This window comes from Nesterenkonia sp. Act20, from assembly GCF_019173455.1.
GTDB lineage: Bacteria > Actinomycetota > Actinomycetes > Actinomycetales > Micrococcaceae > Nesterenkonia.
The window spans coordinates 344,814-371,058 of the sequence record NZ_JADPQH010000001.1; the positions used below are offsets into that span (position 1 = coordinate 344,814).

Below are 26,245 nucleotides of genomic sequence, written 5' to 3' on the forward strand. Positions count from 1 at the left end.
TGCCAAAAGGTTGACATAACCCTGTCGTGCCGCGTCGAAGCTGTGGCCGTTGGCGCAGGTGAGGCCCGCGAGTGCTCGGTCTTGCCGCCGAGGGGCAATCCCGTGAGCCGACTCAGAGTCCTCAGATCCTGCAGACTGAGTGTCCAGCCGTGCGGATCGAGGATCCCAGGACCTAGAACAAAGTTCCAAGGGCATGGCGCAGTGGGGGCAGCTCAACGGCCAGGAGGTGTTCACCGTGTCTACGTTATCGGCCCAGTGGTCTCGGTGTGGCGAGCGGCTGGTGCAGTTAGCACGGACGATGCCTCACGCCGGGTGCCGGTACGCGCGGATCAACCCCGAGCTCATTTTCACGCTGACTGTAAAGCGCCGATAATCTACATTATGTCAACTTACGCTCATGCGGCCTAGACTACGTCCATGTCCTCACCAGCTGCTCCATCCACTGTTCGCCTCGGCTCGCCTCGCGAGGTCCTCCCCTGGGCGCTGCTGGCAATCGACGGTCTGCTGGTGATCGGCTTCGCCGCGATGGGAAACCGCAATCACGCCACGGGCCTGGCGGTGACCGATGTGCTGCAGACTGCGACCCCGTTTCTCCTCGGTCTGCTGGTCAGTTCTCTCGCGGTGCGTTTCTGGCGCCGTCCCTCGAGGCTGTGGCCCGATGCCGCCGTGGTGATCCTCGGCACTGTCGCGCTGGGTATGGCCCTTCGGGTCCTCAGCGGCACAGGCGGAGCCCAGTGGACCTTTGTTCTGGTGGCATCGGGCGTGCTGGGCGTGCTGCTGCTGGTCAGGAGAATCGTCAGTTCACGGCTCGTGACCTTAGGGAACAAGCCCATTAGAGGCTAAACGCGCGGTGATATCCAGGCAACGCCAAGGTAGAAGTCGATACCGTGGTGTCTGTAAGGGTAACTGGCGGAGTGAGGAATGACAGCGCTCCCCGGTCTGCCTTCGAAAGCCGTCAAGAGGAGACACATCGTGAAAGCAGTGACATGGCAGGGCCATCACAAAGTCAGCGTTGACGAGGTCCCGGATCCGCAGATCCAGCAGGCCAACGACGCGATCATCGAAGTCACCTCCACCGCCATCTGCGGCTCGGATCTTCATCTCTATGAGGTGCTTGGTCCGTTCATGACACCTGGTGACATTCTCGGCCACGAGCCCATGGGCCGCGTGGTCGAGGCAGGCCCGGAGTCGAACCTGACCGCCGGGGACCGCGTCGTCATCCCCTTCCAGATCTCCTGCGGCAGCTGCTTCATGTGTCAGCGCGGCCTGCAGACCCAGTGTGAGGTCACCCAGGTCCGCGATCAGGGCATGGGCGCCGCACTCTACGGCTTCTCCGCCATGTACGGTGCCGTGCCGGGCGGTCAGGCCGAGTACCTGCGCGTGCCCCATGCCGACTACAGCCCGATCAAGGTGGGCAACGAGCTCCCCGATCACCGTTACCTCTTCCTCTCTGATGTCATCCCCACCGCCTGGCAGGGTGTCGCGTACACCGGCTTGAAGAGCGGGGACAGCATCGCGATCATCGGGCTCGGACCGATCGGCCAGTTCGCTGCCCGCATCGCCAAGCACCACGGCATGAAGGTCTATGCGATCGATCCCGTGGCCGAGCGTCGCGAGATGGCTGCCCGCCACGGCGTGATGGTCTTCGACACGGGCGAGGAGTCCATTGAGCAGATCCGTGAGGCCACCGACGGTCGCGGACCCGACGGCGTCGTCGACGCGGTCGGAATGGAAGCCCACGGCTCCCCCATCGCCAAGGCCGCGCAGATCTCGGCGCAGTTCGTGCCCGATGCCGTCGGCAAGGCGATGATGCAGACGGTCGGGGTCGACCGGCTTGCAGCCCTGTACTCGGCCATCGAGCTCGTACGTCGCGGAGGCACCATCTCGCTGAGCGGCGTATACGGCGGAGCGGCCAGCCCGCTCCCGCTGATCACGATGTTCGACAAGCAGATCACCGTGAAGATGGGCCAGGCCAACGTGAAGAACTGGGTCGACAAGATTCTTCCTCTGGTCGAAGACCCGAAGGACCCGCTGGGTGTCGACGACTTCATCACGCACACTCTGCCGCTCACCGGAGCCCCGGGTGCCTACGACATGTTCCAGAAGAAGGAAGACGGCTGCATCAAGGTCGTGCTGGACCCCACTTTGGCGTCAGCCTGAACCTCCCAGCCAGTTTCTGTGCGGCAGAGTCCGCCCTGAGGTTTCCCGAAGGGAGACAGATATGACCACTGATCCAACTTCTATGCAGGATCCACGCACCAAGTACCGGAATGATGCTCTGCCGGAGCAGGAGCAGTCAGCTCAGCCGGGCCTCACCGGAGCCACGGATCCCTCCCCCGATCACGGTGAACAGAGCTGGGTTGGACGCGGCCGCCTGCACGGCAGACGGACGTTGATCACCGGTGGGGACTCCGGGATTGGTCGCGCGACAGCGATCGCCTTCGCTCGTGAAGGTTCCGATGTCGCGATCGCCCATCTGCCCGAAGAGGAGCAGGACGCTCAAGACACGGCAGCCCTGGTGCGCGAGGCCGGCCGGACCTGTGTGACCTACCCGGTGGACATCACGGTCGAGTCAGAAGCCACGGAGATCGTCCGTCGCACGGTGGAGGATCTCGGTGGCATCGATGTCCTGATCCTCAACGCCGCGTACCAGCGGGCTCGGACGGGGATTGACTCGGTGCCCACGGAAGAGGTGCGCAAGGTGTTCGAGACGAACCTCATTGCGCAGATCGTCACCACCCGTGAAGCGGTGCCACACATGAACCCTGGGGCCTCCATCATCGTGACCACCTCGATCCAGGCCGCAGAGCCGAAGCCGGTGCTGTTCGACTATGCGATGTCCAAGGCAGCCCAGGTGGCGTTCATCGAATCCATGGCGACGGAACTGGCGGAGAAGGGGATACGCGTCAACGGCGTGGCTCCCGGACCGATCTGGACCCCGCTGATTCCCGCGACAGGGTTCGACGGCGTCGCTGAGTTCGGCCAGGACACTCCCCTGGGCCGACCAGGACAGCCCGCAGAACTCGCGGGTGCCTACGTCTATCTCGCCAGCGAGGAAGCCTCCTATGTCTCCGGGTCGGTCCTTCCGGTCACTGGTGGCAAGGGCTTCTGAGACAGTCCCAGTGAAGATCAGCACGCGAACTCAGAAAGGAGGTCCCCATGGCAGGGTCCCCGATCAAGGACGAAGAGCTCTACGAACGCCTTCGTGAGGAGGGCAACTCCAAGGAGAAGTCCGCTCGTATCGCCAATGCAGCCGCAAACGAGGGCCGCAGCACGGAAGGCGAGAAGGGCGGCGAAGCCTCGAACTATGAGGACCGGACCGTGGCTGAGCTGCAGGATCGGGCCAAGGAACTTGGCCTCAGCGGATACTCAGACAAGAAGAAGGATGAGTTGATCGACATGCTTCGCAATCACTGAAGCAGACAGCTCAGATACAGAGATGGCCGGACCCCTGCTGGGGCCCGGCCATCTCTGTATTCTCAGTGGCTGAGCTGCGCTCGGCGTCTCCACTCAGGAGTCACCGAGTGAGCACAGTTCACTCGCTGTAGCTGAGGCTTCCCAGCTTGCCGGAGAGGACGTCTTCGGCAGTCACCTGGTGGTTGACCACCGAGGAGGTCCAGGTCCCCCATGCCTCGGGATCAATGGTGTCCCCGTTGTTTCCGAGGTTCGCGAGACGCTGCTCTTCCTCCTCGGTGAAGTTCTGCACAGCCAGTGGCTTGAGGTGCGACACGTCCTCCACCGTCAGACCGATGTTCTTCGCGATCCGCTGACCGTAGTCATCGTGGATCATGAAGAAGTGCCAGACGATACGCTCCTGGACGTCGCGCTCGGACTGCTCCAGCATCCCGGTGAGGACGTTGATCAGCTCGTCGCGCTCCCAGTCCATCATGGTGTTGTAGCGACCGCGTGCGTGGAGGTAGTCGTTGCGCCGGTCCAGATTCGCCTGCACGACCTGGCCACCCACGGCAGGAGCGTTGTTGGGCTGTGGCTCCGGCGACTCGTTCAGACCGTTGTGGATGGAGGGCTCGTAGTTCACATGCGGGTTCTGCTCCGGGTGGACATCGTTGCCGAAGGACATCAGTCCCCCGCGCTGGTTCGTGTAGACCTTCCCGTTGCGGCCCTTGGGCTGGTTGACCGGAAGCTGCAGGTAGTTCGGGCCCACGCGATAGCGCTGGGTATCGGAGTAGGAGAACGTTCGGCCGACCAGCATCTTGTCATCCGAGAAGTCCAGTCCGTCGACCAGGACACCGGTGCCCATTGCGATCTGCTCGTTCTCGTTGTGGAAGTCCTCGACATTGCGGTTCAGCGTCATGACACCGATCTCGCGCAGCGGGAACTGATCCTCGGGCCAGATCTTGGTGTCATCCAGGGGGTCCCAACCGAGCTCGGGGTGCTCGTGATCCTCCATGATCTGCACATAGACGTCCCACTGAGGGAAGTCGCCGCGTTCGATGGCCTCGTAGAGGTCCTTGGAGGCGTGGCCCAGGTCCTGCCCCTGCACCTTGGCAGCTTCGGCCTCGGTCATCGAGGCGACGCCGGCGCGCGGGTGGAAGTGGTACTTCACCAGGACGGTCTCGCCGTCGGCATTGACCATCTTGTAGGTGTTGACGCCGAAGCCCTCCATGTGGCGGTAGGTCGCCGGGATTCCACGAGGGCTGAAGAGGTGGGTCAGCATGTGCATGGACTCGGGAGTCTGACCCATGAAGTCCAGGATGCGGTTGGGCTCCTGGCGGAAGGTGATCGGGTCCGGCTTCAGCGAGTGGATCACGTCAGGGAACTTGATCGCGTCACGGATGAAGAAGACCGAGAGGTTGTTGCCCACGAGGTCCCAGTTGCCGTCCTCGGTGTAGAACTTCACGGCGAAGCCGCGGGGGTCCCGGGCCGACTCCGAGGAATCCCGGCCGCCGATGACGGTGGAGAAGCGGATGGCCAGGTCGGTCTTCTTGCCCGCCTCCTGAAAGAGCTTGGCGCGGGTGTACTTCGACGCCGGCTCGTCGCCGATCATGCCGGTGGCTTCGAACTCGCCGTAGGCGACGAAGCCGCGCGCGTGGACGACGCGCTCGGGGATCCGCTCACGGTCGAAGTGGCTGATCTTCTCGAGGAACTGGTAGTTCTCCAGCGTGGCAGGTCCGCGGTTGCCCACGGTGCGCTGGTTCTGGTTGTTGGTGACAGGGTGGCCCTGTCGAGTGGTCAGGATCGGATCGGTCTGTGCCAATTCGGTCTCCTTTCGCTGCAGTCCGGTGCCGGAATCTCAACGACTCACGGGGATCGGACCGGCCCGCCACACGATGGGCAGGCTGATGGGGTGGACTCTCCCGAGCTTAGCAAGCTCACCCTCTTATTACGAGTAGTTCAGAACAACGCCGTCATCGTGTCTTCTCGAAGGTCTCACGCTCGGTCCGGAACGCTCGGCGCCGGGCATAGCGATGCACGGTCTCCAGCTGGCCACGCTGGACTTCGGCGTCGTCGATCAGGGACTGGAAGACCTCCGGATCGACGCCGAGGGCATCGGCGTGTTCCTTCATCGTGGACCAGCCGTGCAGCTTGCCGGTCACGGCGGAGAGCATCATCTCAGCCTCCAGCACGAGGGTCGAGGGTGAACGGTCCAGTGGGAGCCGTCCGTTGGGCTTGAGTCGTCCGACCCGCTCCCCTGCCCACGCCACGGCGGCGGAGCCCATGGCGCGGGGAAAGCCCTGTCGCCTCATCAGCTCGAGGAGGAAGGCCCGTTCCCGCCGGATCGCTTCGGCGGCCTCGGAGATCTCCGGGAAGACGGGGGTGTCCACGTAGTCGGCGGCCATCCGTTTGATGCGATTGACCCCCACGGTGGCACCGGCCAGGTGATCCGCCATGTAGTGGCGGAGCAGCACGGGGTCCACCTGATCGTCCAGGTGGTGGCTCTTCGCGGGGAGCTCAGACCGGTCCTGAGCGTTCAGTTCGCGCGGACGAAGCGGCACCGAGGGTCTCCCCTCCCCCGCCGCCATGCCCTGGATCAGTTCTTCCAGGGCTTCGGCCGCGGTGTATCGGGGAGTCCAGTCGAGCTGGTCGCGGGCCTTGGTCACGTCCATCACCGGGACATGTCGGGCCAGGTCCAGCCATCCCTCATCCATAGGCAGCACCCGTGCGCGATGCGCCGCCTTGATCAGCGCCCGCACCGCCTTCGCCGGGAGCGGAAGCTGAAGGGCCACGGGGCTTGCTCCTGAGGTGACCCGGGCAATGGCCTTGCCATCGAGCAGATCGTCTGCGCAGATGTTGAACGCACCGTGCGCACCCAGCAGGGCAGCCTGCGCGTAGGCGGCAGCCAGGTCCTCGGCGTGCACTGCCTGTGTCCGGACCCCGGCAGGCAGCGGAACCACCGGCGGCCTCAGGAGCTGCAGCAGCTGAACCGGGGCGAGCTCCCCAGCGAAGTAGCGCTGGATCTCCGATCCGGCGCCGCGTTGGAAGACGAGACCCGGCCGCAGCCGTGCCAACGAGAAGTCGGGATGCTCCTGGAGGAACTCGTCCATGACACGTTCTTGAGCGACCTTGTCCACGCTGTAGTGCGAACCAGGGATCCCCTCGGTGGGCCAGTTCTCATCTCGCGGCGCAGCGTCCTCGGCCGGAGAATAGACCCCGACCGAGGAGGCCACCACGGCCTGACGGATGCCAGCGAGGGCGGCCGCCTGCAGGACGTGGCGGGTGCCGTCCACGTTCACCCGGCGCAGCAGGCTGCGCTCGCTGTTGGGCTGGATGAGCCAGGCCAGATGAATGACCGCGTCGCAGCCCTGCAGCGCCTGGGCAAGCTCCGGGACGACCTCGCTGTACTGGATATCCGCCTGGTGCCACTGTGCTGCGGCATACGGCGCGGCATCCGTGTCCGGAAGTCGACGGGCGACTCCCAGGATGGAATCCACCTCGGGGCGGCTGCTCAGGTTATCGAGCACGGCTGTCCCGACGTTGCCGGTGGCTCCTATGACGGCGATGCGCATGTGAACTCCTGGAGATTCTCGGACGGTGTCACCAGCGGCCGTGCACTGCTGGCGCGATCCGCTCGTCGTAGAGGGCCTTGACGCCCTGCTGGAAGGAATCGGAGAGCTGCGGGGTGGACCCGGCCTCCGCGTTCTGACGTGCCTGCTCGGGATTGCGCGCTCCCGGGATGACGGTGCTGACGCCGGAGGACTGGGTGATCCAGGCAAGTGCCGCCGTCGTCGGTTTCAGGCCCTCCTGCTGCGCAAGTTCGGAGAACTCGGCGGCGGCGTCGACACCGGTCGCGAAGTCGACTCCGGAGAAGGTCTCCCCGATGTCGAAGGCGTCACCGGAGCGGTTGTAGCTTCGGTGATCGGTCTCTTCAAAGGTGGTGTCCTTGGTATAGCGTCCACTGAGCAGACCGCTGGCCAGGGGCACACGGGCGATGATGCCAACGCCTGCCTCACGGGCCGCCGGCAGCACAGCCTCGAGAGGCTTCTGCCGGAAGGCATTGAGGATGATCTGCACCGAGGCGACGTTGGGCCGGGCGATGGCGGCGAGTGCCTGGTCCACGGTCTCTACGCTCACCCCGTAGTGGGCGATGGCGCCGGATTCCACCAAGGCGTCGAGACGATCGAACACGGCGTCGGAGCTGTAGACATCATCTGTGGGGCAGTGCAGCTGCACCAGGTCCAGTGTGTCCATCCCGAGGTTCTTCCGGGAGCGATCAATCCAGGCCTGGAAGTTCTCCGCCGTGGCGTAGGCGAGGCTGGGCTCCTCAGCGCGGCGGATCATCTTCGTGGCGACCATTCCCGTCCAGGAGGGGTTCTTGGCCAGCCACTTGCCGATCAGCTGTTCGCTGAGTCCATCGCCGTAGACATCGGCGGTGTCGAACAGGGTGACGTCATGCTCGGCTGCGGCGTCCATGACGGCATAGGCATCGGACTCTTCGACGCGGCCGAAGTCGCCGCCGAACTGCCAGGTTCCAAGACCGATGGTGGACACTTCGCGACCGGTGCGGCCGAGGACACGATGCTGCATAGGAGAACCTCCTGGGTAGACTGCGACGTTGCTTCCCACCCTACTCCTGGATCAGCAGTCATCGCCCGAGTCAGGTGTCACAGGGTTGTAGAATCCTGAGCTGATTCGACTCGAAGAGTGTCCGGATACACATCAGGCCCGAAGTCCGGGCGGACTTCGGGCCTGATCGTCGTGGTGGAGGTAAGGGGATTCGAACCCCTGACCTTCCGCATGCCATGCGGACGCGCTACCAGCTGCGCCATACCCCCATGATATTGAACATCTGCCCTCCCGGATCAGCGTCCGGGCCGCGGCAACTCCCCTACTCTACTGTGAATCCGAAGTGCTGTGCAAATCGACGCTCAGTGTCCGGAAGTCACCGTGGCCCCGGCGCTGACCTGGGGCTTAACCGTGAACCTAGGCGGTCTCGGGGAGCTGCAGATCCACTTTGTCGACGTCGGCGTAGAGCCGATCCAGACCGTAGACAGCACGCTCTTCCTCGTGCTGAACATGGATGACCATGTGCCCATAGTCCAACAGGACCCAGGTGCCGGTTCCGCGTCCCTCGCGGCGCAGCGGGGATGAGCCGTGGGTCTCTTTGAGCTGACGCTCGACTTCGTCGACGATGGCGCCGATCTGCCGTTCAGACGGTGCGGAGCAGACCAGGAAGGCGTCGGTGATACCCAGCCGCTCCCCCACGTCCAGCCCAACGATGTTCGTGGCGAGTTTGTCCGCGGCCGCTGCTGCGGCGGTGCGGAGTTCGGTGAGCACAAGTTCGGTGATAGCCATAGACGTCCAAGCTTAGAGGATGAATGAGAGAACGACGCCGACAGCGATCACCAACAGCACGGCGAGAATGATCACAAGCCAGCCCATCATGGACTGACGTGCACCTTGGCGGGTGCTGTGCTCAACCATGGCGTCGATCTCGAGACCATGAGCCCCTCGAGCCTGGATCGGTTCGATGGACCCCGTGGCGTAGTCGGTGTGCTCCGCGGCCTCGTCCGACTCCATATGCGCGCGCAGCGCCTTGCGCGTGATCACTTCGGATTCCGGAAGAAGCCGACGACGGCGCATGCGCTCGTCACGCTCGGCCTCGACCTGTTCCGCGCGGCGCCGTTCCTGGTTCGCCTGCATGGCGCGGGCGGCCAGTGCCTGCTGCTTCTTCAGCAGCTCGGGGTCGACGCGGTTCGGGTCATCGGAGGCGATCACTGCCTGGTGGATCTCATGGAGCTCCGCCAGCTTGTCCTCCGAGAGCACGGACATGCTGCCGGTCAGGCGCAGGCTGCGACGGGATTTCCTGGAGGCGGGAACCGGAGCGTCGTCCTCGTCCTCGATCTCCGTGCCGGGCAGGTCCTGGGGACGCCCGGATGAGGTGTCGGTTCGCGGGGGCTCAGGCAGGCTCAGCGGGTCCTCGTCGGTCTCTGCACCCGGGTCCAGCTCAGAGTCAGTCGCATCGACATCGTGACTCGCCTCGACGTCGTCGAACTCTTCGGGCTCGGCTTCTGCACGATCCTCGGGCAGACCGGCATCTTCGGCGCCGGAGACCTCATCCTCGTCTAGCTGGGCTTCCTCGGCGTCCGCACCGTCATCACCCGCGTCATCGTCAGCGATGTCTTCGTCTTCAGTGTCTTCGTCTTCAGTGTCTTCGTCTTCAATGTCAGCGTCGGTTGCGACATCCGCCAGGTCGACCCCATGGACGCCCGATGCCTCATCCACGGCGGCGCTGTTCCCCGGCTCATCCTGCTCGGCGTCGACTTCGCCGTGGTCACCCTCGTGCTCCTCGTCGACATCATGCGCGTCGTCCAGGAGGTCCTGATCTTCCGGCGTCGGCGACGCGGATGCCGCGGGGGCTGTCGGGATGGGTGAGGTGAAGCCCCAAGGCTCGGGCTCGGGCTCGGGCTCGGGCTCGGGCTCGGGCTCGGGAGCACCGTCTGCGGCGGGGGCTTCGGACGGGTCTTCGGGGTCGTCCGACTCGAGGGCCTCCCCGGGAGTCTCGGCTGAGACCGCCGGCGGAAGCGGCTGATCCGCGTCCTGCGTATCATCCGGATCGGCCACGCCCGGAGTCGGGATGTCCGCGTTGTCCTCGCTGGAGCTCGTGGCGGCGCGTTCGGCAGCCAGTTCAGCCTCGCGGCGGCGGCGCAGTTCTTTGCGTGAGACCGGGAGATACCTGGCGCGCAGGTCGTCTCCGCCCGAGGCGCCAGTCGACTCGGTGTTCTCTGCGGTCATCGTCCAGCCTCCTGAAGGCCCTGGTCAGGCTGTGCTGCCCGAGCCAGAACATTGCCTGCGAATTGATCGGTCTCATCAAAGGAGCACCAGTGTCCATCGTATGCCGCGCCACGGCGGTGCGGCACGCTCAACGCGCGGAGGAGGTGGAATCCGGCTGATAGAGCCGATGCTTGGCGATGTACTGCACGACCCCATCGGGGACGAGGTACCAGACAGGCTTCTCCGCCCGCACACGCTCTCGACAGTCCGTCGAGGAGATGGCCATCGCTGGGATCTCCATCAGCGAGATCTCCTTGGTGCGTCCGAAATCCTCGGAGGCGTAGCCGGGGCGCGTCACTGAGACGAAGTGCGCGAGCTCCCACAGCTCATCTACGTTCTTCCAGGACATGATCTGTGCCATGGCGTCTGCCCCGGTGATGAAGAACAGCTCGGCATCCGGGTACATCTCACGGAAGTCTCGGAGCGTGTCGATGGTGTAGGTGGCCCCGCCCCGGTCGATGTCCACACGGGAGACGGTGAATCGCGGGTTGGCAGCGGTGGCGACCACGGTGAGCAGATAGCGATGTTCAGCTTCTGCGACCTCCCGGCCGGCCTTCTGCCAGGGCTGGCCGGTGGGGACGAAGATGACCTCGTCGAGCTCGAACTCCGTCGCCACCTCGCTGGCGGCCACCAGGTGTCCGTGGTGGATCGGATCGAAGGTTCCGCCCATGATCCCCAGCCGAAGCGGACCGGGCGCCCGCTCAGAGGTGGCGGCTGCCCGCGGGTGTCGTTGAGCCAACGGCGTCAGTGGTCGCCGTGGGTCTGGGCCGGCAGCTCGCGGCCCTTGTTGGCGAAGCCGAGCGTCACCAGCAGCAGCAGGAGCAGCAGGGCGAACATGATGATGCCGTACCAGTGGGCCTCGATAGGCAGCGCGTGGTGTTCTTCAGTCTCGGCGCCGAGGACGGTGGCGAGCACGTGCAGGTTGAGCATGCTTCTCCCTCATATGGGATGAACGACGATGTGAACGCGGATTTATCGGTCCCCAGTGTACGGGAACTATTGACGGACCTGACCCTCGCCGCGCACGACCCACTTGGTGGTGGTCAGCTCGGCCATGCCCATCGGGCCTCGGGCGTGCATCTTCTGAGTGGAGATGCCCACTTCGGCTCCCAGGCCGAACTGCCCGCCATCGGTGAAACGCGTGGAGGCGTTGACGATGACCGCGGCCGCATCAACCTCAGCGACGAAACGATCGGCGTTGGCCACAGAGTCGGTGACGATGGCCTCGGTGTGCCCGGTCGTCCACCGGCCGATGTGGGTGATCGCCTCCTCCAGGGAGTCGACCACGCCCACTGCCATCTCCAGGTCATGGAACTCCGTGGCGAAGTCTTCCTCGGTGGCCTCGCTGACGGTGCCGAAGGGCGCACGGTCCTGCGAGAGGTCCGCCGGCTCCTCGGCGGGGAGCCATTCACGCACTCGCGGGTCCACACGCAGGTTCACTCCTGAGCGCAGCAGTCCGCGAAGCACCTCCCGGCCTGCGTCCTCTGCCTGGGCGTGCAGCAAGAGGGTCTCAGCGGCATTGCAGACGCTGGGACGAGAAGTCTTGGAGTTCACCACGATGTTCCGAGCGGTCTCCGGATTCGCATTGGCGTCCACATAGATGTGCACGTTGCCCTCGCCGGTCTCGATGACCGGAACCCGGGAGTTCTGCACCACGTGTTGGATGAGCTCGTGGCCGCCGCGCGGGATGAGCACGTCCACGGAGCCGCGCTGGGTCATCAGGGCGGTGGCGCCGGCTCTGCCGTAGGCGTCGATGGACTGTACGGAGTCCACGGGCACGGAGGTGGTGCGCAGCGCCTCGCGGATGATGGCGAGCAGCATCTCATTGGTGTTCTTGGCTGCGGAGCCGCCGCGCAGGATGACGGCGTTTCCTGACTTCAGGCCCAGCGCCGCGATGTCCACGGTCACGTTGGGCCTGGCCTCGTAGATGACGCCCATGACACCCAGCGGGACGCTGACCTGGGTCAGTCGAAGCCCGTTCGGCAGGGTGCGGCCCTGCAGCACACGCCCGACAGGGTCGCTGAGTCCCATGACCTCTTCCACGGAGGCGGCGAGAGCCTCGATCCTCTCCGGGCTCAGGGCCAGCCTGTCCAGGAGAGAGCGGCTGAGCCCGGCTTCACGGCCGCGCTCCAGGTCCTCGTCGTTGGCCTGGGTCAGCGAGGCTGCCGATTCGCGCAGTCCGGAGGCGACGGCGGCCAGGGTCCGGTCCTTGTGCTCACGATCCATGGCGCCCAGGCCGCGCGAGGCGGCCCGTGCCCGCGAGGTGACTTCGCGGATGCCTGACTCGATGTCCTGATCAGTGGCCTGACCAGCGTCCTGGTCGGTGTCACCGGCAGTGCTCTGAGCGCTGTTCTGCTCTTCGTCGCGGGCCGTGTCGTCGTCGGTGTGCTGGGTCTGCTGTTCCTCTGCCATGTTCACAGCCTAGTCTCGATGCGGACGATGTCATCTGCGTGAATCACTGCCCGTTCATATTCAGCGCCAAGGTCCGCGCCCAGATCGGCGGTGGAACGGCCCAGCATCTGCGGAAGTTCGGCGGAGGAATACCCCACCAGTCCCCTGGCGCGCACCGTCCCTTCCCGGTCGGTGATCTCCACCGGGTCAGAAGCCTCGAAGTCACCGCTGAGGGCGATGATCCCCGCACACAGCAGCGAGCGGCGGCCTTCGACGACGGCGGCGATGGCGCCGTCGTCGATGGTGAGCCGGCCCTTGGGATGGGCCAGGTGAGCGATCCAGGCCGATCGTGCCCCGCGCCTGCGGCCGCGAGCACCGAAAAAGGTTCCCACCTCCTCGCCCTGGAAGAGGCGCCGTGCGTTGGGTGCCGAGGTCAGCAGTGCGGGGATGCCGTTGGAGGCGGCGATCTGCGCGGCCTCGACCTTGGTGACCATTCCCCCGGTGCCGACGCCGGCCTTGCCGCGTCGTCCGAGGGTGACGCCGCGCAGGTCTTCGGGACCGGCGACATAGGGCACCTGATGGCCCCCCTCGTCGGGGGGCCCGTCGTAGAGCGCATCGACATCGGAGAGCAGGATCAGCGCATCGGCGCGGAGCAGGTTCGCCGTCAGCGCCGCAAGCCGATCGTTGTCGCCGAATCGAATCTCGTGGGTGGCCACGGCATCGTTCTCATTGACCACCGGCACAGCCCCCAGGCTCAGCAGCTTCTCCAAGGTGCGCAGTGCGTTGGTGTACTGCGTGCGTCGCATGAGATCTTCTACGGTCAGCAGCACCTGCGAGACGGTGGTCTGGTACTGGGTGAAGGCACGCGTGTAATGCGCCAGGAGCAGACCCTGGCCGACGGCGGCGGCGGCCTGCTGGGTGGCGAGATCCTGCGGACGACTCCCCAGACCCAGCGGGGCCAGTCCTGCCGCGATGGCGCCGGAGGAGACCAGCACGACCTCGGTCCCCCGATCGCGCAGCACCTGCAGGTCAGCGACCAGCCGGTTCAACGCGTCCACGGAGATGCCTCCGTCGATGGTGGTGAGCGAGGAGGAGCCGATCTTCACCACCAGGCGCCTCGCCTGGCGCAGGTCTGCCCGGGAGGCGACCAGGGACTCGGTCAGGCGCGGGGTGCTCATCGTGTGTCCGCCTCCACCTCATCAGCGCCGAAGCCCTCGTCCTGCAGGTCGTCCGGGTTGCCGTGCGGATAGTGGATCTCCACGCCGTCGGCGTCCTTGGTGCTGGTGGGTGCACCGTCATCGCGACGCTCGGCGGTCGCCGCCTCGGCGCGGCGCTTGGTCGGAGCGCCGTCCTGAGCGCGATAGTCGGCCTCCATCTCGGCACGCGTGGATGCCTTGGCGGCCCGACGATCAGCCTGATCCTGCTTCTTCTCGGCACGGGTGGGCCGGGAATGATCGTCGAAGCGCAGGTCGGTGCCACGCGGGCCACCCAGATGCTCGGCACCGGCTGCCATCGTGGGCTCCCAGTCGAAGACCACGCCGTCGAGCTCAGAGCCGATCACCACGGCATCGCCGGGCTTGGCGCCCTGTTTGAAGAGTTCATCTTCGATGCCCACAGCGACGAGCCGGTCGGCGAGGTAGCCGACGGCTTCGTCGTTGCCGAAGTCTGTCTGCACGATCCAGCGCTCGGGCTTGTCGCCGCGGACGCGCCAGAGCGGCTCCCCGCCCTTGGACTCAGCAGTGACGGTGAACTGCTTGCGGTTCACCGCCCGGGGGCGCACGGTCACCGGAACGGGAGCGGGTTCGATCTCCCGCTGGGCGCGAGCCTCGAGCACCAGTTCCGCCATGGCGAAGCCCAGGTCTCGGAGTCCGTCGCGGTTCAGTGCGGAGACGTCGAAGACGCGGTAGCCGCGCGAAGTCAGCTCCTCGCGGACCAGCTCGGCCATGGCCGCACCGTCGGGAAGATCAGTCTTGTTCAGCGCCACCAGCCGGGGCCGGTCGTTGAGCGGCACGGCATTCGAGGAGTTGTCCGCCGTGCCACCGGCTCCCTCCACTGCGTCAGGAGCATAGGCCGCCAGTTCGGCCTCGATGGCGTCGAGGTCGCCGAGCGGGTCGCGGTCAGTCTCCAGTGAGGCACAGTCGAGGACGTGGACCAGAGCGGCGCAGCGCTCCACATGGCGCAGGAACTCATGTCCCAGACCCTTGCCCTCGGCGGCACCGGGGATGAGTCCCGGAACGTCCGCCACGGTGAAGCGGGTCTCTCCGGCCTCGACCACGCCCAGGTTCGGCACCAGCGTGGTGAACGGGTAGTCGGCAATCTTGGGGCGGGCTGCGCTCATCGCAGCGATCAAGCTGGATTTACCGGCGGAAGGGAAGCCGACCAGGGCGATGTCAGCCACGGACTTCAGCTCCAGGACCACGTCCTGAGCGTCGCCGGGAGTGCCCAGCAGAGCGAAACCGGGAGCTTTGCGCTTCTTGGAGGACAGGGCGGCATTGCCGAGACCGCCCTGACCGCCTTCAGCGATCGTGAACCGGGCACCTGGCTCGACGAGGTCCGCGAGCACGCGACCCTCGCGGTCCTTGACCACGGTCCCCTCGGGCACCGGAAGCTCCAGCACCGGCCCACGCGTTCCGTGCCTGAGGTCGCCCTGGCCGACGCCGCCGTCCTGTCCGTGGCGGTGGGGGCGGTGGTGGTACTCCAGCAGCGTGGTGGTCTGCGGATCGACCACCAGCACCACTGAGCCGCCGTCGCCGCCGTTGCCGCCGTCGGGGCCGCCGAGGGGCTTGAACTTCTCGCGGTGCACGGAGACGCAGCCGTGGCCACCGTTACCGCCTGTGGTGTGGAGGACCACTCGGTCGACGAAATGTGCCATGGCTGGAGACTCCTTGAAGAAGATGCTGACTTAAGACAAGTCGAGGGTGGGCCCATCAAGTGGGCCCACCCTCGACTGTACGTACGAAACGTCTGTGCAGGCCTGGATCAGGCTGCTGGGACGATGTTCACGACCTTACGCCCGCGGCGGCTGCCGAACTCGACAGCTCCGTTCGAGAGCGCGAAAAGCGTGTCGTCGCCACCGCGTCCGACATTGAGGCCGGGGTGGAACTTGGTGCCGCGCTGGCGGATGAGGATCTCACCAGCGTTGACGGTCTGACCGCCGAAGCGCTTCACGCCCAGGTACTGTGCGTTGGAATCGCGGCCGTTGCGAGTCGAGCTCGCACCTTTTTTATGTGCCATTGGGTCTGCCTACCTCTCGGGGAGAACGGGGAATATGCGAACCTTGAACGCCTCAGGCGATCGAGGTCACCTTGATACGGGTGAGTTCTGAACGGTGACCCTGGCGCTTGCGGTAGCCGGTCTTGTTCTTGAACTTCTCAATGACGATCTTCTTACCGCGGATGTTCTCCAGAACCTCGGCCTCGACTGAGACCTTGGCGAGCTCATCTGCTGCGGTAGTGACCTTGTCCCCGTCCACCAGCATCACTGCCGGCAGCTTAATGGTGCTGCCTGCCGCGCCCGGAACTCGGTCAACGGTCACGAGGTCTCCAACGGAAACCTTTTCCTGGCGGCCGCCAGCGCGGACAATCGCGTACACCACTTGGGACTCACTTCTCTCGATGATCATTTCGGACTAAACCAATCACACATCTCTGCGGGAAATCCTCTGCTGAGAAGTTCACCGCTGAGCTGTGCGGAAGACATGTTGGTGCCTATAACACCAAGGGTCAACCCTACGCGACGTGCTCGGTGACAGCAAGTTGGCCGGACCCGTCGAGCGGGCCCGGCCCGCTGCCTATTCGGGGCGTGCGATCTCTTCGGCCTTGACGCCCACTCCGAGCATCACCGGCTCAGCGGCTGCAGCCTTCTTGGGGGCCTGCGCAGCCGGCTGCTCCGTGGCAGCTGAGGAGAACGAGGTGCTCGCGGGCTTCTCGGCGGCAGCGATCTGCTGCACCTCCCCGGATGCGCCCTGGACCGAACCGGCAGCACGGCGACGACGGCGCGCTGGCCGCGCCGGGGTGCGCGGTTCACGCGAATCCAGCGCCTGCCCGAGGGTGTCCAGGGAGACCTGCTTCTCCTCGGCCGCCGTGGGCTTTGCTCCAGAACCTGCTGCCTCGCCCTTCTCGGCGCGCGGCAGCGGCACCTCTTCCCCACCGATCCGCAGCACCTCGGCGCTGGAGGGCTGGGGCGCGGAGTCTGCTGAGCTGGAATCATCCTGGCCGTCGTCGGATCCGGTGCTGGCTGCCGAGGCTGTGGAGCTCGTGCTGCCTGCCGGCTGACTGGCACTGCGGCGTCCGCTGCGACGCGAGCCGCGCGGCTGCTGCGCCTGGCTCTCTGCAGAGGCGCTCTGCTCCTCCTCCTCGGCGTGCTTGCTCGCCGTGGCGGCGGCCACCTGGGCGAGAGCCTGACGGGCCTTCTCCTGCCGCTCCTTCTCCTGCGGGTCCACCTCGGGAGTCGACTGCTGAGTCTCGGGCTCGTCATCACGACGGCTGCGGCCCTTGCGGCGCTTCTTGGCGGGCTTGGAGTTCTGCTGCTCGCCCTGTGAGGTGTAGGCGGCGCGGTGCTCGATGGGCTCCGCCTGCGTGACGACTCCGCGTCCGGCGCAGTGCTGGCAATCCTCGGAGAAGACCTCCAGCAGCCCGGTGCCCATCCGCTTGCGGGTCATCTGGACCAGACCCAGCGAGGTGACCTCGGCGACCTGGTGCTTGGTCCGATCGCGGCCCAGGCACTCCACCATGCGGCGCAGCACCAGATCGCGGTTGGCCTCGAGGACCATATCGATGAAGTCGATCACGATGATGCCGCCGATGTCGCGCAGGCGCAGCTGGCGCACCAGCTCTTCGGCTGCCTCAAGGTTGTTCTTCGTGACGGTCTCCTCGAGGTTGCCGCCGGACCCGGTGAATTTGCCGGTGTTGACGTCGACCACGGTCATCGCTTCGGTGCGGTCGAAGACCAGCGAACCGCCGGAGGGCAGGTTGACCTTGCGCTCCAGAGCCTTGTTGAGCTGCTCATCGATCCGATGATGGGCGAAGATGTCGTCAGCCTTCTGCTCTTCGGGGATCCACTGCTTCAGTCGATCGAGCAGGTGCGGCGCGACATAGGTGACGTAGGCCTCGATGTTGTCCCAGGTCTGCTCGCCCTGGACCTCCATGGAGGAGAAGTCCTCGTTGAAGACATCGCGCACCACCTTGATGGTCAGGTCCGGCTCCGCGTAGAACAGCTCCGGGGCCAGCACCTTCTTCTCCCCGGTCTGGCTCTGGATCTGCTCCCAGAGTGCTCGCAGCCGGTTGATGTCGTTGGTCAGCTCCTCCTCGGAGGCGCCTTCCGCCGCGGTGCGTACGATGACTCCGGCATTGTCCGGCATATGGTCCTTCAGGACCTTCTTCAGCCTCGCCCGCTCGGTGTCGGGGAGCTTGCGGGAGATGCCGGTCATGGAGCCGCCCGGGACGAAGACCAGATACCGGCCTGGCAGGGAGATCTGACTGGTCAGCCGGGCTCCCTTATGTCCCACGGGGTCCTTGGTCACCTGCACCAGGACCGAGTCACCGGACTTCAGTGCGTTCTCGATCTTGCGGGGGCCGCCGTTGAGCCGTGATGCGGCCCAGTCGACCTCACCGGCGTAGAGCACGGCATTGCGTCCGCGGCCGATGTCGACGAACGCCGCTTCCATGGAGGGCAGCACGTTCTGCACCTTGCCGAGGTAGACGTTGCCGATGAGCGAGTCCTGGGTGGTGTGGGACACGTAGTGCTCCGCCAGGACGCCGTCTTCCAGGACGCCGATCTGGATGCGCTCTCCGCGCTGGCGCACGATCATCTTGCGGTCCACTGACTCACGGCGCGCGAGGAACTCCGCCTCGGTGATGACCTGGCGTCGGCGACCGCCTTCGCGGGATGAACGACGACGCTGCCGCTTCGCCTCGAGCCTGGTGGAGCCCTTCAGGCCGGTCACCTTGTCCGAGGCGGGTGCTTCGGCGCTCTCGCGGGGAGCCCGCACGCGGGTGACGGTGTGGGCGTCATCTTCGTTGGACTCCACCTCGAGGTCCGAGGTGCCACGACGACGACGGCGGCGCTTGCGGATGACCGGGCCTTCGTCGTCCTTGCCCTGCGAGTCGTTTCGCGGCGAGGTGAACTCGTCACCGGAGTCGCTGGCGGAATCGGTGTCGGCGTCCGACGCCGAGGATCCCTTCAAGTTCCGTGATCCCGAGCTGTCCCGCGAATCGCTGGCTTCGGAACCCTGTTCGGCGTTCTGACCGGAGTTCTTGCCGGCGTTCTGGGATTCTGAATCGTTCGTGGACTCGCCCGATTCAGAATCGGAGCCGCGGTTCTTGTTCCGGCCTCCGCGGCGGCGCTTGCGCCGTGAGCGGCGACCCGAGCCGTCCTCGTCCTCGGAGTCTCGATCCTGCGAGTACTCGGAATCGCTGCGCTGGGAGTTCTCCTGCGCGGCGGAGTCTTGCTGCGTCTGGCGGCCGCTGCCGCGGTCGTCCTCGTAGTCGCGATCCTGCGAATCGGGCTGCGGATCAGCGTCCTTGCTGGAGCGACGGCTCGTCTTCGGCTTGGCGGTGGTCAGGTCTGGGGCCTGGAACAGGACATTGACCGGGTCCGCCACGGGAGCCGACTCGGCCGGCTCAGAGGACTGGCTGGAGTCGGTCTCTGATCCGCTCTTCGGAGCCGGAGGGGCACTGAAGGGATTGAAGATGTCGTTATTGCCCGCCGTGTCGTCCGCGGGTGTCTCGTTGTGGGACATTATGGAATTGCTCCTGACCGCTCCCACGGTGCCACACTCACCGCGTCCGCGGCTCTGCTTGGGTGGATTCAGCCGGTCGCGTTTCCCCTGGCTCTCACGACGGGTGCGACCTGCTCATTCCACGTATTGATGTTGTCTCAAACCTATATTCAAGCTCCACTGGCCTTCCGGGCGCTGCTCCCGTTCTCGCGGAGCGCGCTCTGCGCGGCCTTCCAGTGGCTACTCACCACTCCTGAGCATCTGCTGCGGGGTGTTCATCCACAGCGTCATTCATCCAATGCTGAAGCGATGGCGTGTAAGCCTTCTCGGTCTGCGGGTGTGGTCCGCTCGCCGATGCCACTCAGTATCGCATACCCCTCCAGCTATCCTGCGTAGAATCCCCGCATGGCCCTTCACCCCACAGACCAGCGCACTCAGCCCCGCATCGTGTCCTCGCCGGCCCTCGGGCTCTGGCTGCTGGTGACGGCGATCATCGGCGCCGCGGCCAGTCTTGCGCTGATGCGTGAGCGCATCGCACTGTGGCAGGACGCGGATTACACCACCGCCTGCGACATCAATCCGTGGGTCTCCTGCGGCCTGGTGATGGACTCCTGGCAGGCATCGACCTTCGGATTCCCGAACATCTTCCTGGGCGTCGTGGGCTTCCCGCTGGCGATCCTGGTGGCCGTCACGATCTTGGGCCGGGTGCAGCTTCCCCGCTGGTACTGGCTCGGACTTCAGGCGGGAGTCACCTTCGCATTCGGGTTCTGCATCTGGCTCTGGTCACAGGCGGTCTATTCCATCGGCGCACTGTGCCCGTACTGCATGATCGTCTGGGCCGCCGTCGTGCCGATGTTCATCGTCGTGACGGCGGGCAACATCGGCAGCGGGGTCATCCCGGCCGGTCCGCGGCTGCGCCGAATCTCCGCCGACTGGTGGTGGGTCGCCATCGTGCTGATCTATCTGGTGGTGGTGGCCAGCATCATCGTGGCGTTCCCCAACGCCTTCACGGGCTGAGAAGTCCCCTCCTGCCGCTGGGATATCGTGGAATCGGGCAAGCAATTCCCGCTTCACCTGAGACCTGCTGATATGGAGGGCTGGCTATGTCCCAGACCGTAAATGCCGTCGTCGTCAAAGAGAAGAACGGACCGGCTGTTCTCGAGCAGATCGTGGTTCCTGATCCGATCGCCGGTGAGGTCGTCGTCGACGTCCTGACCTGTGGCGTGTGCCAGACCGACCAGCACTACCAGCAGGGTGAGGTGGGCGATAACTTCCCTTATCTGCTCGGCCATGAGGCCACCGGCCGGGTCTCACAGATCGGTGAGGGCGTCACCAACGTCAAGGTCGGTGACACCGTCATCCTGAACTGGCGCGCCGTCTGTGGTGAATGCAGGGCGTGCCGCAAAGGCGAGCCTCAGTACTGCTTCGACACGCATAACGCAGAACAGAAGATGACGCTGACCGATGGCACCGAGCTCGAGGCTGCCCTGGGCATCGGCGCCTTCGCCGAGAAGACCCTCGTGGCAGCCGGTCAGTGCACCGTGGTCGAAGACCTTCCGGCAGAGTCCAACGCCGCCGTCGGTCTGCTCGGCTGCGGCATCATGGCGGGCATCGGCGCTGCCATCAACACCGGTGAGGTCAAGCGCGGCGAGTCCGTCGCAGTGATCGGCGTCGGCGGTGTCGGCACCGCCGCAGTGCTCGGCGCGAAGCTTGCCGGCGCGACCACCATCATCGCGGTGGACCTCGACGAGCGAAAGCTGGCCACGGCGGCCGAGCTCGGCGCCACCCATATGGTCAATCCCAGCGAGACCGACGTCGTGGAGCGTATCCGTGAACTGACCGGCGGATTCGGTGCAGACCTGGTCATCGATGCGGTCGGGCGTCCTGAGACCTATAAGCAGGCCTTCTACGCCCGCGACCTCGCCGGCCGCGTCGTGCTGGTCGGTGTCCCCGATCCCTCCCACACCCTGGAACTGCCGCTGGCCGACGTCTTCGGTCGCGGCGGCTCATTGAAGTCCTCCTGGTACGGCGACTGCCTGCCCTCCCGGGACTTCCCGATGCTGGTCAGTCACTATCGCAACGGAAACCTCGACCTGGATGCCTTCGTCACCGAACGCGTGGCGCTGGATCAGGTCCAGGAAGCCTTTGACACGATGAACCGCGGTGAGGTGCTGCGCTCTGTCGTGGAGCTGCAGTCCGCCCCGAAGAATTGAGGACCCCCATGAGCACCAGTTTTGAGAACCTTGTCACCTCCGGCACCTTTTCGCTCGACGGCGGCACCTGGGAGGTGGACAACAACGTCTGGATCATCGGTGACGAGCACGAGGTCATCCTGATCGACCCCGCTCACGACGCGGACGCCGTGGTGGAAGCCGTGGGCGCGCGTGCGGTCACCGACATCCTGCTCACTCACGGGCATGATGATCACATCAGCCAGGCCCTTCAGGTCCAGAAGCGCGTGGGCGGTCGGATCCATCTCAACCCCGAGGACCAGATGCTCTGGGACGCCGTCCACGAGGGCACTGTGCCCGATGTGGACATCACCGACGGAGATCTCTTCACAGTGGGAGACGCCCAGCTGGTCGCGATCCACACTCCCGGGCACTCCCCCGGCTCCACGTGCTTCTACGCGTCGTCCCTCGCCGGGCCCGACGGCACGGTCCAGCCCGTGCTCTTCTCCGGGGACACGCTCTTCGCCGGTGGCCCAGGAGCGACGGGGCGATCCTTCTCCAGCTTTGAGACGATCATCGAGTCGATCAGGACGCGGCTGTTCCAGGAGCTTCCCACGGAGACGCTGGTCAACACCGGGCACGGCCCCTCGACCTCGATCGGCGCGGAGTCTCCGCATCTGCAGGAGTGGATCGATCGCGGCGAGTGATCACCTGCGCAGCGCTGAAGTGCTGGAGGAGGTCGCCGGATTCTCCGCGATCTCCTCCAGCGCCCAGTGCCGCGCGTAGGCATCGAGCACCGACTGCTCCACCTCATCCACGGTGAGATCCAGGCCGAGCTCGGTGACTGAACCCGCTGTCAGCGGATCCCATGGAATCTCCAGCGCCGCATAGGCCTCCGAGAGCACCCGGCGAATGACCGCGCCGCCCTCCACAATGATGGAGGAGGAGAACAGCCACCCCGAGCTGATGACCCGCTGAGCTGTGCCGACGAGCTTGATGCGCCGGTCCGGGTCCACCAGGGAGATTCCGTGGACAGAATGATCCCCGAGGCAGTACTCACCCGGGATCGGACCGAGCCGGGCATCCACGCCGAGCTGGCCAAGCGCCTCCTGGAGCAGCTCCCCGAAGGCGGTGAAGCGCGCCTGGGTCTCGCGGATCGGATCACTGTCCGGTTCGATGTGGTCGATCACCAGCGAGCCCTGGTGGTAGGCGGCAGCGCGTCCGCCGGCCCGGCGCACCAGCGGCGTGAAGCCTTGGTCCCGGCAGGCTGCCGCGGCGTCGTCGAACCCTGGAAGTCGCTGATCCCGCTGTCCGAAGGCGACTGTGGGCTCCGGTCGATACAGCCTGAGCAGCGGGGCCGGCTGGTCAGCGGAACGTCGGCCCTGGTTCCTGGTGCGCTGCAACAGCGCGAGGGCCAGCTCGAGGTCCCCGTGAGCACCATCGCTGGTCTGCTGTCGGTAGACCTCAAGCCGGCCCGCGTGCGTCATCTCTTCGTCTCTGCTCGGTCTAGAAGTCCCAGTCGTCGTCTTCGGTCTCCTCGGCCTTGCCGATCACGTAGGAAGAGCCTGAGCCGGAGAAAAAGTCGTGATTCTCATCGGCATTGGGGCTCAGCGCGGAGAGGATGGCCGGGTTCACGTCGCTGATCTCCTTGGGGAACATCGCTTCGTAGCCCAGGTTCATCAGCGCCTTGTTGGCGTTGTAATGCAGGAACTTCTTGACGTCCTCGCTGAGGCCCACCCCGTCATAGAGATCGTGGGTGTACTGCAGCTCGTTCTCGTAGAGCTCGTACATCAGCTCGTAGGTATAGTCCTTGAGCTCCTGCTGACGTTCCGGGCTCTCGCGCTCCAGCGCCCGCTGGTACTTATAGCCGATGTAGTAGCCGTGCACGGCTTCGTCGCGGATGATCAGCCGGATGATGTCGGCGGTGTTGGTCAGCTTGGCGCGGGAGGACCAGTGCATCGGCAGGTAGAACCCGGAGTAGAAGAGGAAGGACTCCAGGATCGTGGAGGCCACCCGCTTCTTGAGTCCGTCATCGCCGTGGTAATAGTCCATGACGATCTGCGCCTTGCGCTGCAGGTTCGCGTTCTCCTTGGACCAGCGGAAGGCCTCGTCGATCTCCTTGGTGGAGCACAGCGTGGAGAAGATCTGCGAGTAGGACTTGGCGTGGACCGACTCCATGAAGGAGATGTTGGTCAGCACCGCCTCTTCGTGCTGGGTCAGCGCGTGCGGGATCAGCGCGACGGCGCCCACGGTGCCCTGGATGGTGTCCAGCAGCGTCAGCCCGGTGAAGACCCGCATGGTGAGGGTCTTCTCCTCCTGGGTCAGCGTCGCCCAGGACTGGACGTCGTTGGAGAGCGGGATCTTCTCGGGCAACCAGAAGTTGTTGACCAGCCTGTTCCAGACTTCGCTGTCCTTCTCGTCCTGGAGGCGGTTCCAGTTGATCGCCTCGACGTGCTCGAGGAGCGCTTTAGATGGTGTCAACGTCAGGGGTCTCTTTCTCAGAAAAGCGTGCGGTTCCGGGTGTGGCCTCGGTGATCACGCCTGGTGGGCACCGCGGTTCATGACAGCTGCTGGGGTCACAACATGCAGGAGACGCAGCCGTCGACTTCGGTGCCTTCAAGCGCGAGCTGGCGAAGACGGATGTAGTAGAGCGTCTTGATGCCCTTGCGCCATGCATAGATCTGGGCCTTGTTGATGTCGCGGGTGCTGGCGGTGTCCTTGAAGAACAATGTCAGTGACAGGCCCTGGTCCACGTGCTGAGTCGCCGCGGCGTAGGTGTCGATGATCTTCTCGTACCCGATCTCATAGGCATCCTGGTAGTACTCCAGGTTGTCGTTGGTGAGGTAGGGCGCGGGGTAGTAGACGCGGCCGAGCTTGCCTTCTTTGCGGATCTCGATCTTCGAGGCCACTGGGTGGATCGAGGAGGTCGAGTTGTTGATGTAGGAGATGGAGCCGGTCGGCGGCACCGCCTGCAGGTTCTGGTTGTAGATGCCGTGGGCCATGACCGAGGCCTTGAGCTCCAGCCAGTCAGCCTGGGTGGGGATGTTCACGTGGCCGAACAGGGTGCGGACCTTCTCGGTGGCAGGCTCCCAGGGCTGCTCGGTGTACTTGTCGAAGAACTCGCCGGTGGCATACTTCGAGTTCTCGAAGCCGTCGAAGCGCTGACCCGTCTCGATCGAGAGCTTGTTCGAGGAGCGAAGCGCGTGGTAGAGCACCGTGTAGAAGTAGATGTTGGTGAAATCGATGCCCTCTTCGGACCCATAGTGCACGCGTTCCCGCGCCAGGTAGCCGTGCAGGTTCATCTGGCCCAGGCCGATCGCGTGCGAGCGGCGGTTGCCCTCAGCGATCGAGGGCACCGAGTTGATGTAGGACATGTCCGAGACAGCGGTCAGCGTGCGGATCGCGGTCTCGATGGTCTGGCCGAAGTCCGGGGAGTCCATCGCCTTGGCGATGTTCATCGAGCCCAGGTTGCAGGAGATGTCCTTGCCGATCTCGGAGTAGCTCAGGTCATCGGCGAACTCGCTGGGCTCCGAGACCTGAAGGATCTCCGAGCACAGGTTGGACATGGAGATCCGTCCGGCGATCGGGTTGGCCCGGTTCACCGTGTCTTCGAACATCACATACGGGTAACCGGACTCGAACTGGATCTCGGCCAGGGTCTGGAAGAACTCACGTGCGTTGATCTTGGTCTTGCGGATCCGCGCGTCGTCGACCATCTCGTGATACTTCTCAGTGACCGAGATCTCGCTGAATGCCTTCCCGTAGACGCGTTCCACGTCATAGGGGCTGAACAGGTACATCGGCTCGTTCTTCTTGGCGAGCTCGAATGTGATGTCCGGGACCACGACGCCGAGCGAGAGGGTCTTGATCCGGATCTTCTCGTCGGCGTTCTCACGCTTGGTGTCCAGGAAGCGGAAGATGTCCGGGTGGTGAGCGTTGAGATAGACCGCGCCGGCACCCTGGCGTGCGCCCAGCTGGTTCGCATAGGAGAAGGAGTCTTCCAGAAGCTTCATCACCGGGATCACACCGGAGGACTGGTTCTGGATGTGCTTGATCGGGGCGCCGTTCTCGCGGATGTTGGTCAGCGAGAGCGCCACGCCTCCCCCGCGCTTGGAAAGCTGCAGGGAGGAGTTGATCGCGCGGGCGATGGACTCCATGTTGTCTTCGATGCGCAGCAGGAAGCACGAGACGAGTTCGCCGCGCTGCTTCTTGCCTGAGTTCAGGAAGGTCGGGGTGGCAGGCTGGAAACGGCCGGAGATCATCTCATCGACCATCCGGTAAGCCAGCTGCTCGTCACCGCGGGCCAGATGCAGGGCGACCATGGTGACACGGTCCTCGTAGCGCTCCAGGTAACGGTCGCCGTCGAAGGTCTTCAGCGCGTAGGAAGTGTAGAACTTGAAGGCGCCCAAGAAGGTTGGGAAGCGGAACTTCGCAGCATAGGCACGATCGAAGATGGCGGTGATGAACTCGTCGGAGTACTGCTCGAGCGTCTCGAACTCGTAGTAGTCGTTTTCAACCAGGTAGCCAAGCTTCTCCTGGAGGTTGTGGAAGAAGACCGTGTTGGTGTTCACGTGGTCCAGGAAGTACTGGCGGGCTGCGAGCTGATCCGCCTCGAACTGGATCTCACCCTCGGGTCCATAGAGGTTGAGCATGGCGTTGAGCTCGTGATAGCTCAGGCCCTGCCACTGGGCGGGCATCGCTTTGGCCAGCGGTGCGTCCATGGAGTCCCGGCCGT

Annotated in this window: 23 protein-coding genes, 1 tRNA gene and 1 pseudogene; 7 read left to right on the forward strand and 18 right to left on the reverse strand. The window is 65.0% G+C overall.

What is annotated here, in order from left to right:
- Positions 1-6 precede the first annotated feature (6 nt).
- A pseudogene (locus IY716_RS13935) lies at positions 7-195 on the reverse strand (putative RNA methyltransferase); the annotation flags it as partial.
- Between the two features lie 222 nt (positions 196-417).
- Here IY716_RS13935 and IY716_RS01545 point away from each other — a divergent pair.
- From IY716_RS01545 to IY716_RS01560, 4 genes are all read left to right on the forward strand, one after another.
- A complete protein-coding gene (locus IY716_RS01545; RefSeq protein ID WP_218219895.1) occupies positions 418-843 on the forward strand; it encodes a DUF3054 domain-containing protein in 426 nt (141 codons plus the stop codon).
- Positions 844-972: 129 nt separating this feature from the next.
- A complete protein-coding gene (locus IY716_RS01550; RefSeq protein ID WP_218219896.1) occupies positions 973-2,160 on the forward strand; it encodes an alcohol dehydrogenase catalytic domain-containing protein in 1,188 nt (395 codons plus the stop codon).
- Positions 2,161-2,221: 61 nt separating this feature from the next.
- Positions 2,222-3,112 (forward strand): SDR family oxidoreductase, encoded by an 891-nt coding sequence (locus tag IY716_RS01555; protein WP_218219897.1) that lies wholly within the window; start codon positions 2,222-2,224, stop codon positions 3,110-3,112.
- Between the two features lie 47 nt (positions 3,113-3,159).
- The gene (locus tag IY716_RS01560; protein ID WP_218219898.1) at positions 3,160-3,417 is read left to right on the forward strand and encodes a Rho termination factor N-terminal domain-containing protein; all 258 of its coding nucleotides are present in this window, start codon (positions 3,160-3,162) and stop codon (positions 3,415-3,417) included.
- A gap of 118 nt (positions 3,418-3,535) precedes the next feature.
- Here the strand turns inward: IY716_RS01560 and IY716_RS01565 are convergent, their stop codons facing one another.
- From IY716_RS01565 to IY716_RS01630, 14 genes are all read right to left on the reverse strand, one after another.
- Complete coding sequence (locus IY716_RS01565) at positions 3,536-5,215, reverse strand: catalase (protein WP_304413971.1); 1,680 nt, start codon at positions 5,213-5,215, stop codon at positions 3,536-3,538.
- Positions 5,216-5,366: 151 nt separating this feature from the next.
- Positions 5,367-6,965, reverse strand: a complete 1,599-nt coding sequence (locus tag IY716_RS01570) for an NAD-dependent epimerase/dehydratase family protein (protein WP_218219899.1) — start codon at positions 6,963-6,965, stop codon at positions 5,367-5,369.
- A gap of 28 nt (positions 6,966-6,993) precedes the next feature.
- The gene (locus tag IY716_RS01575) at positions 6,994-7,983 is read right to left on the reverse strand and encodes an aldo/keto reductase (RefSeq protein ID WP_218219900.1); all 990 of its coding nucleotides are present in this window, start codon (positions 7,981-7,983) and stop codon (positions 6,994-6,996) included.
- Between the two features lie 172 nt (positions 7,984-8,155).
- Positions 8,156-8,231, reverse strand: a tRNA-Ala gene (locus IY716_RS01580).
- Positions 8,232-8,379: 148 nt separating this feature from the next.
- The gene (gene rsfS, locus IY716_RS01585; RefSeq protein WP_218219901.1) at positions 8,380-8,751 is read right to left on the reverse strand and encodes a ribosome silencing factor; all 372 of its coding nucleotides are present in this window, start codon (positions 8,749-8,751) and stop codon (positions 8,380-8,382) included.
- A 12-nt stretch (positions 8,752-8,763) separates the two neighbouring features.
- Positions 8,764-10,191, reverse strand: coding sequence for a hypothetical protein (locus IY716_RS01590; protein ID WP_218219902.1), 1,428 nt, complete (start codon positions 10,189-10,191; stop codon positions 8,764-8,766).
- Between the two features lie 127 nt (positions 10,192-10,318).
- Positions 10,319-10,909 carry a nicotinate-nucleotide adenylyltransferase gene (gene nadD, locus IY716_RS01595; protein ID WP_369699664.1) on the reverse strand — a complete coding sequence of 197 codons (591 nt, stop codon included), beginning with the start codon at positions 10,907-10,909 and terminating at the stop codon, positions 10,319-10,321.
- A 65-nt stretch (positions 10,910-10,974) separates the two neighbouring features.
- On the reverse strand, positions 10,975-11,160 hold the full coding sequence (locus IY716_RS01600) for a hypothetical protein (protein ID WP_192590446.1): 186 nt from the start codon (positions 11,158-11,160) through the stop codon (positions 10,975-10,977).
- 66 nt (positions 11,161-11,226) lie between these two features.
- Positions 11,227-12,642 (reverse strand): glutamate-5-semialdehyde dehydrogenase, encoded by a 1,416-nt coding sequence (locus tag IY716_RS01605; protein WP_218219903.1) that lies wholly within the window; start codon positions 12,640-12,642, stop codon positions 11,227-11,229.
- Positions 12,643-12,644: 2 nt separating this feature from the next.
- Complete coding sequence (proB, locus tag IY716_RS01610; protein WP_218219904.1) at positions 12,645-13,799, reverse strand: glutamate 5-kinase; 1,155 nt, start codon at positions 13,797-13,799, stop codon at positions 12,645-12,647.
- Positions 13,796-15,493, reverse strand: a complete 1,698-nt coding sequence (gene obgE / locus IY716_RS01615; RefSeq protein WP_218219905.1) for a GTPase ObgE — start codon at positions 15,491-15,493, stop codon at positions 13,796-13,798. The genes proB and obgE overlap by 4 nt, the downstream gene beginning before the upstream one ends.
- A 107-nt stretch (positions 15,494-15,600) precedes the next feature.
- Entirely contained in the window at positions 15,601-15,855 is a 255-nt protein-coding gene (gene rpmA, locus IY716_RS01620; RefSeq protein ID WP_218219906.1) for a 50S ribosomal protein L27, read from the reverse strand.
- A gap of 52 nt (positions 15,856-15,907) precedes the next feature.
- Entirely contained in the window at positions 15,908-16,216 is a 309-nt protein-coding gene (rplU, locus tag IY716_RS01625) for a 50S ribosomal protein L21 (RefSeq protein WP_058889479.1), read from the reverse strand.
- A 195-nt stretch (positions 16,217-16,411) separates the two neighbouring features.
- Positions 16,412-19,360 carry an Rne/Rng family ribonuclease gene (locus IY716_RS01630; RefSeq protein ID WP_218219907.1) on the reverse strand — a complete coding sequence of 983 codons (2,949 nt, stop codon included), beginning with the start codon at positions 19,358-19,360 and terminating at the stop codon, positions 16,412-16,414.
- Positions 19,361-19,744: 384 nt separating this feature from the next.
- On the opposite strand from IY716_RS01630, the gene IY716_RS01635 reads away from it, so the two are divergent.
- The 3 genes from IY716_RS01635 (at position 19,745) to IY716_RS01645 (ending at position 22,217) form a co-directional block, all read left to right on the forward strand.
- Entirely contained in the window at positions 19,745-20,356 is a 612-nt protein-coding gene (locus tag IY716_RS01635; protein ID WP_218219908.1) for a vitamin K epoxide reductase family protein, read from the forward strand.
- Between the two features lie 86 nt (positions 20,357-20,442).
- Positions 20,443-21,552 (forward strand): S-(hydroxymethyl)mycothiol dehydrogenase, encoded by a 1,110-nt coding sequence (locus IY716_RS01640; protein WP_218219909.1) that lies wholly within the window; start codon positions 20,443-20,445, stop codon positions 21,550-21,552.
- 8 nt (positions 21,553-21,560) lie between these two features.
- Positions 21,561-22,217, forward strand: coding sequence for an MBL fold metallo-hydrolase (locus IY716_RS01645; protein ID WP_218219910.1), 657 nt, complete (start codon positions 21,561-21,563; stop codon positions 22,215-22,217).
- Here the strand turns inward: IY716_RS01645 and IY716_RS01650 are convergent, their stop codons facing one another.
- From IY716_RS01650 to nrdE, 3 genes are all read right to left on the reverse strand, one after another.
- Entirely contained in the window at positions 22,218-22,997 is a 780-nt protein-coding gene (locus IY716_RS01650; RefSeq protein WP_218219911.1) for a lipoate--protein ligase family protein, read from the reverse strand.
- Between the two features lie 19 nt (positions 22,998-23,016).
- Positions 23,017-23,991, reverse strand: coding sequence for a class 1b ribonucleoside-diphosphate reductase subunit beta (nrdF, locus tag IY716_RS01655; protein ID WP_218219912.1), 975 nt, complete (start codon positions 23,989-23,991; stop codon positions 23,017-23,019).
- A gap of 95 nt (positions 23,992-24,086) precedes the next feature.
- Positions 24,087-26,231 carry a class 1b ribonucleoside-diphosphate reductase subunit alpha gene (gene nrdE / locus IY716_RS01660; RefSeq protein ID WP_218221343.1) on the reverse strand — a complete coding sequence of 715 codons (2,145 nt, stop codon included), beginning with the start codon at positions 26,229-26,231 and terminating at the stop codon, positions 24,087-24,089.
- Positions 26,232-26,245 lie beyond the last annotated feature (14 nt).

Coding starts and splice junctions, on each gene's coding strand:
- IY716_RS01640 (WP_218219909.1), top strand. CDS start 20,443: ATGTCCCAGACCGTAAATGCCGTCGTCGTCAAAGAGAAGAACGGACCG.
- IY716_RS01605 (WP_218219903.1), bottom strand. CDS start 12,642: ATGGCAGAGGAACAGCAGACCCAGCACACCGACGACGACACGGCCCGC.
- IY716_RS01650 (WP_218219911.1), bottom strand. CDS start 22,997: ATGACGCACGCGGGCCGGCTTGAGGTCTACCGACAGCAGACCAGCGAT.
- IY716_RS01555 (WP_218219897.1), top strand. CDS start 2,222: ATGACCACTGATCCAACTTCTATGCAGGATCCACGCACCAAGTACCGG.
- IY716_RS01600 (WP_192590446.1), bottom strand. CDS start 11,160: ATGCTCAACCTGCACGTGCTCGCCACCGTCCTCGGCGCCGAGACTGAA.
- IY716_RS01630 (WP_218219907.1), bottom strand. CDS start 19,360: ATGTCCCACAACGAGACACCCGCGGACGACACGGCGGGCAATAACGAC.
- IY716_RS01570 (WP_218219899.1), bottom strand. CDS start 6,965: ATGCGCATCGCCGTCATAGGAGCCACCGGCAACGTCGGGACAGCCGTG.
- proB (WP_218219904.1), bottom strand. CDS start 13,799: ATGAGCACCCCGCGCCTGACCGAGTCCCTGGTCGCCTCCCGGGCAGAC.
- IY716_RS01645 (WP_218219910.1), top strand. CDS start 21,561: ATGAGCACCAGTTTTGAGAACCTTGTCACCTCCGGCACCTTTTCGCTC.
- nrdE (WP_218221343.1), bottom strand. CDS start 26,231: ATGGACGCACCGCTGGCCAAAGCGATGCCCGCCCAGTGGCAGGGCCTG.
- IY716_RS01560 (WP_218219898.1), top strand. CDS start 3,160: ATGGCAGGGTCCCCGATCAAGGACGAAGAGCTCTACGAACGCCTTCGT.
- obgE (WP_218219905.1), bottom strand. CDS start 15,493: ATGGCACATTTCGTCGACCGAGTGGTCCTCCACACCACAGGCGGTAAC.
- IY716_RS01575 (WP_218219900.1), bottom strand. CDS start 7,983: ATGCAGCATCGTGTCCTCGGCCGCACCGGTCGCGAAGTGTCCACCATC.
- IY716_RS01590 (WP_218219902.1), bottom strand. CDS start 10,191: ATGACCGCAGAGAACACCGAGTCGACTGGCGCCTCGGGCGGAGACGAC.
- IY716_RS01635 (WP_218219908.1), top strand. CDS start 19,745: ATGGCCCTTCACCCCACAGACCAGCGCACTCAGCCCCGCATCGTGTCC.
- rpmA (WP_218219906.1), bottom strand. CDS start 15,855: ATGGCACATAAAAAAGGTGCGAGCTCGACTCGCAACGGCCGCGATTCC.
- IY716_RS01545 (WP_218219895.1), top strand. CDS start 418: ATGTCCTCACCAGCTGCTCCATCCACTGTTCGCCTCGGCTCGCCTCGC.
- rsfS (WP_218219901.1), bottom strand. CDS start 8,751: ATGGCTATCACCGAACTTGTGCTCACCGAACTCCGCACCGCCGCAGCA.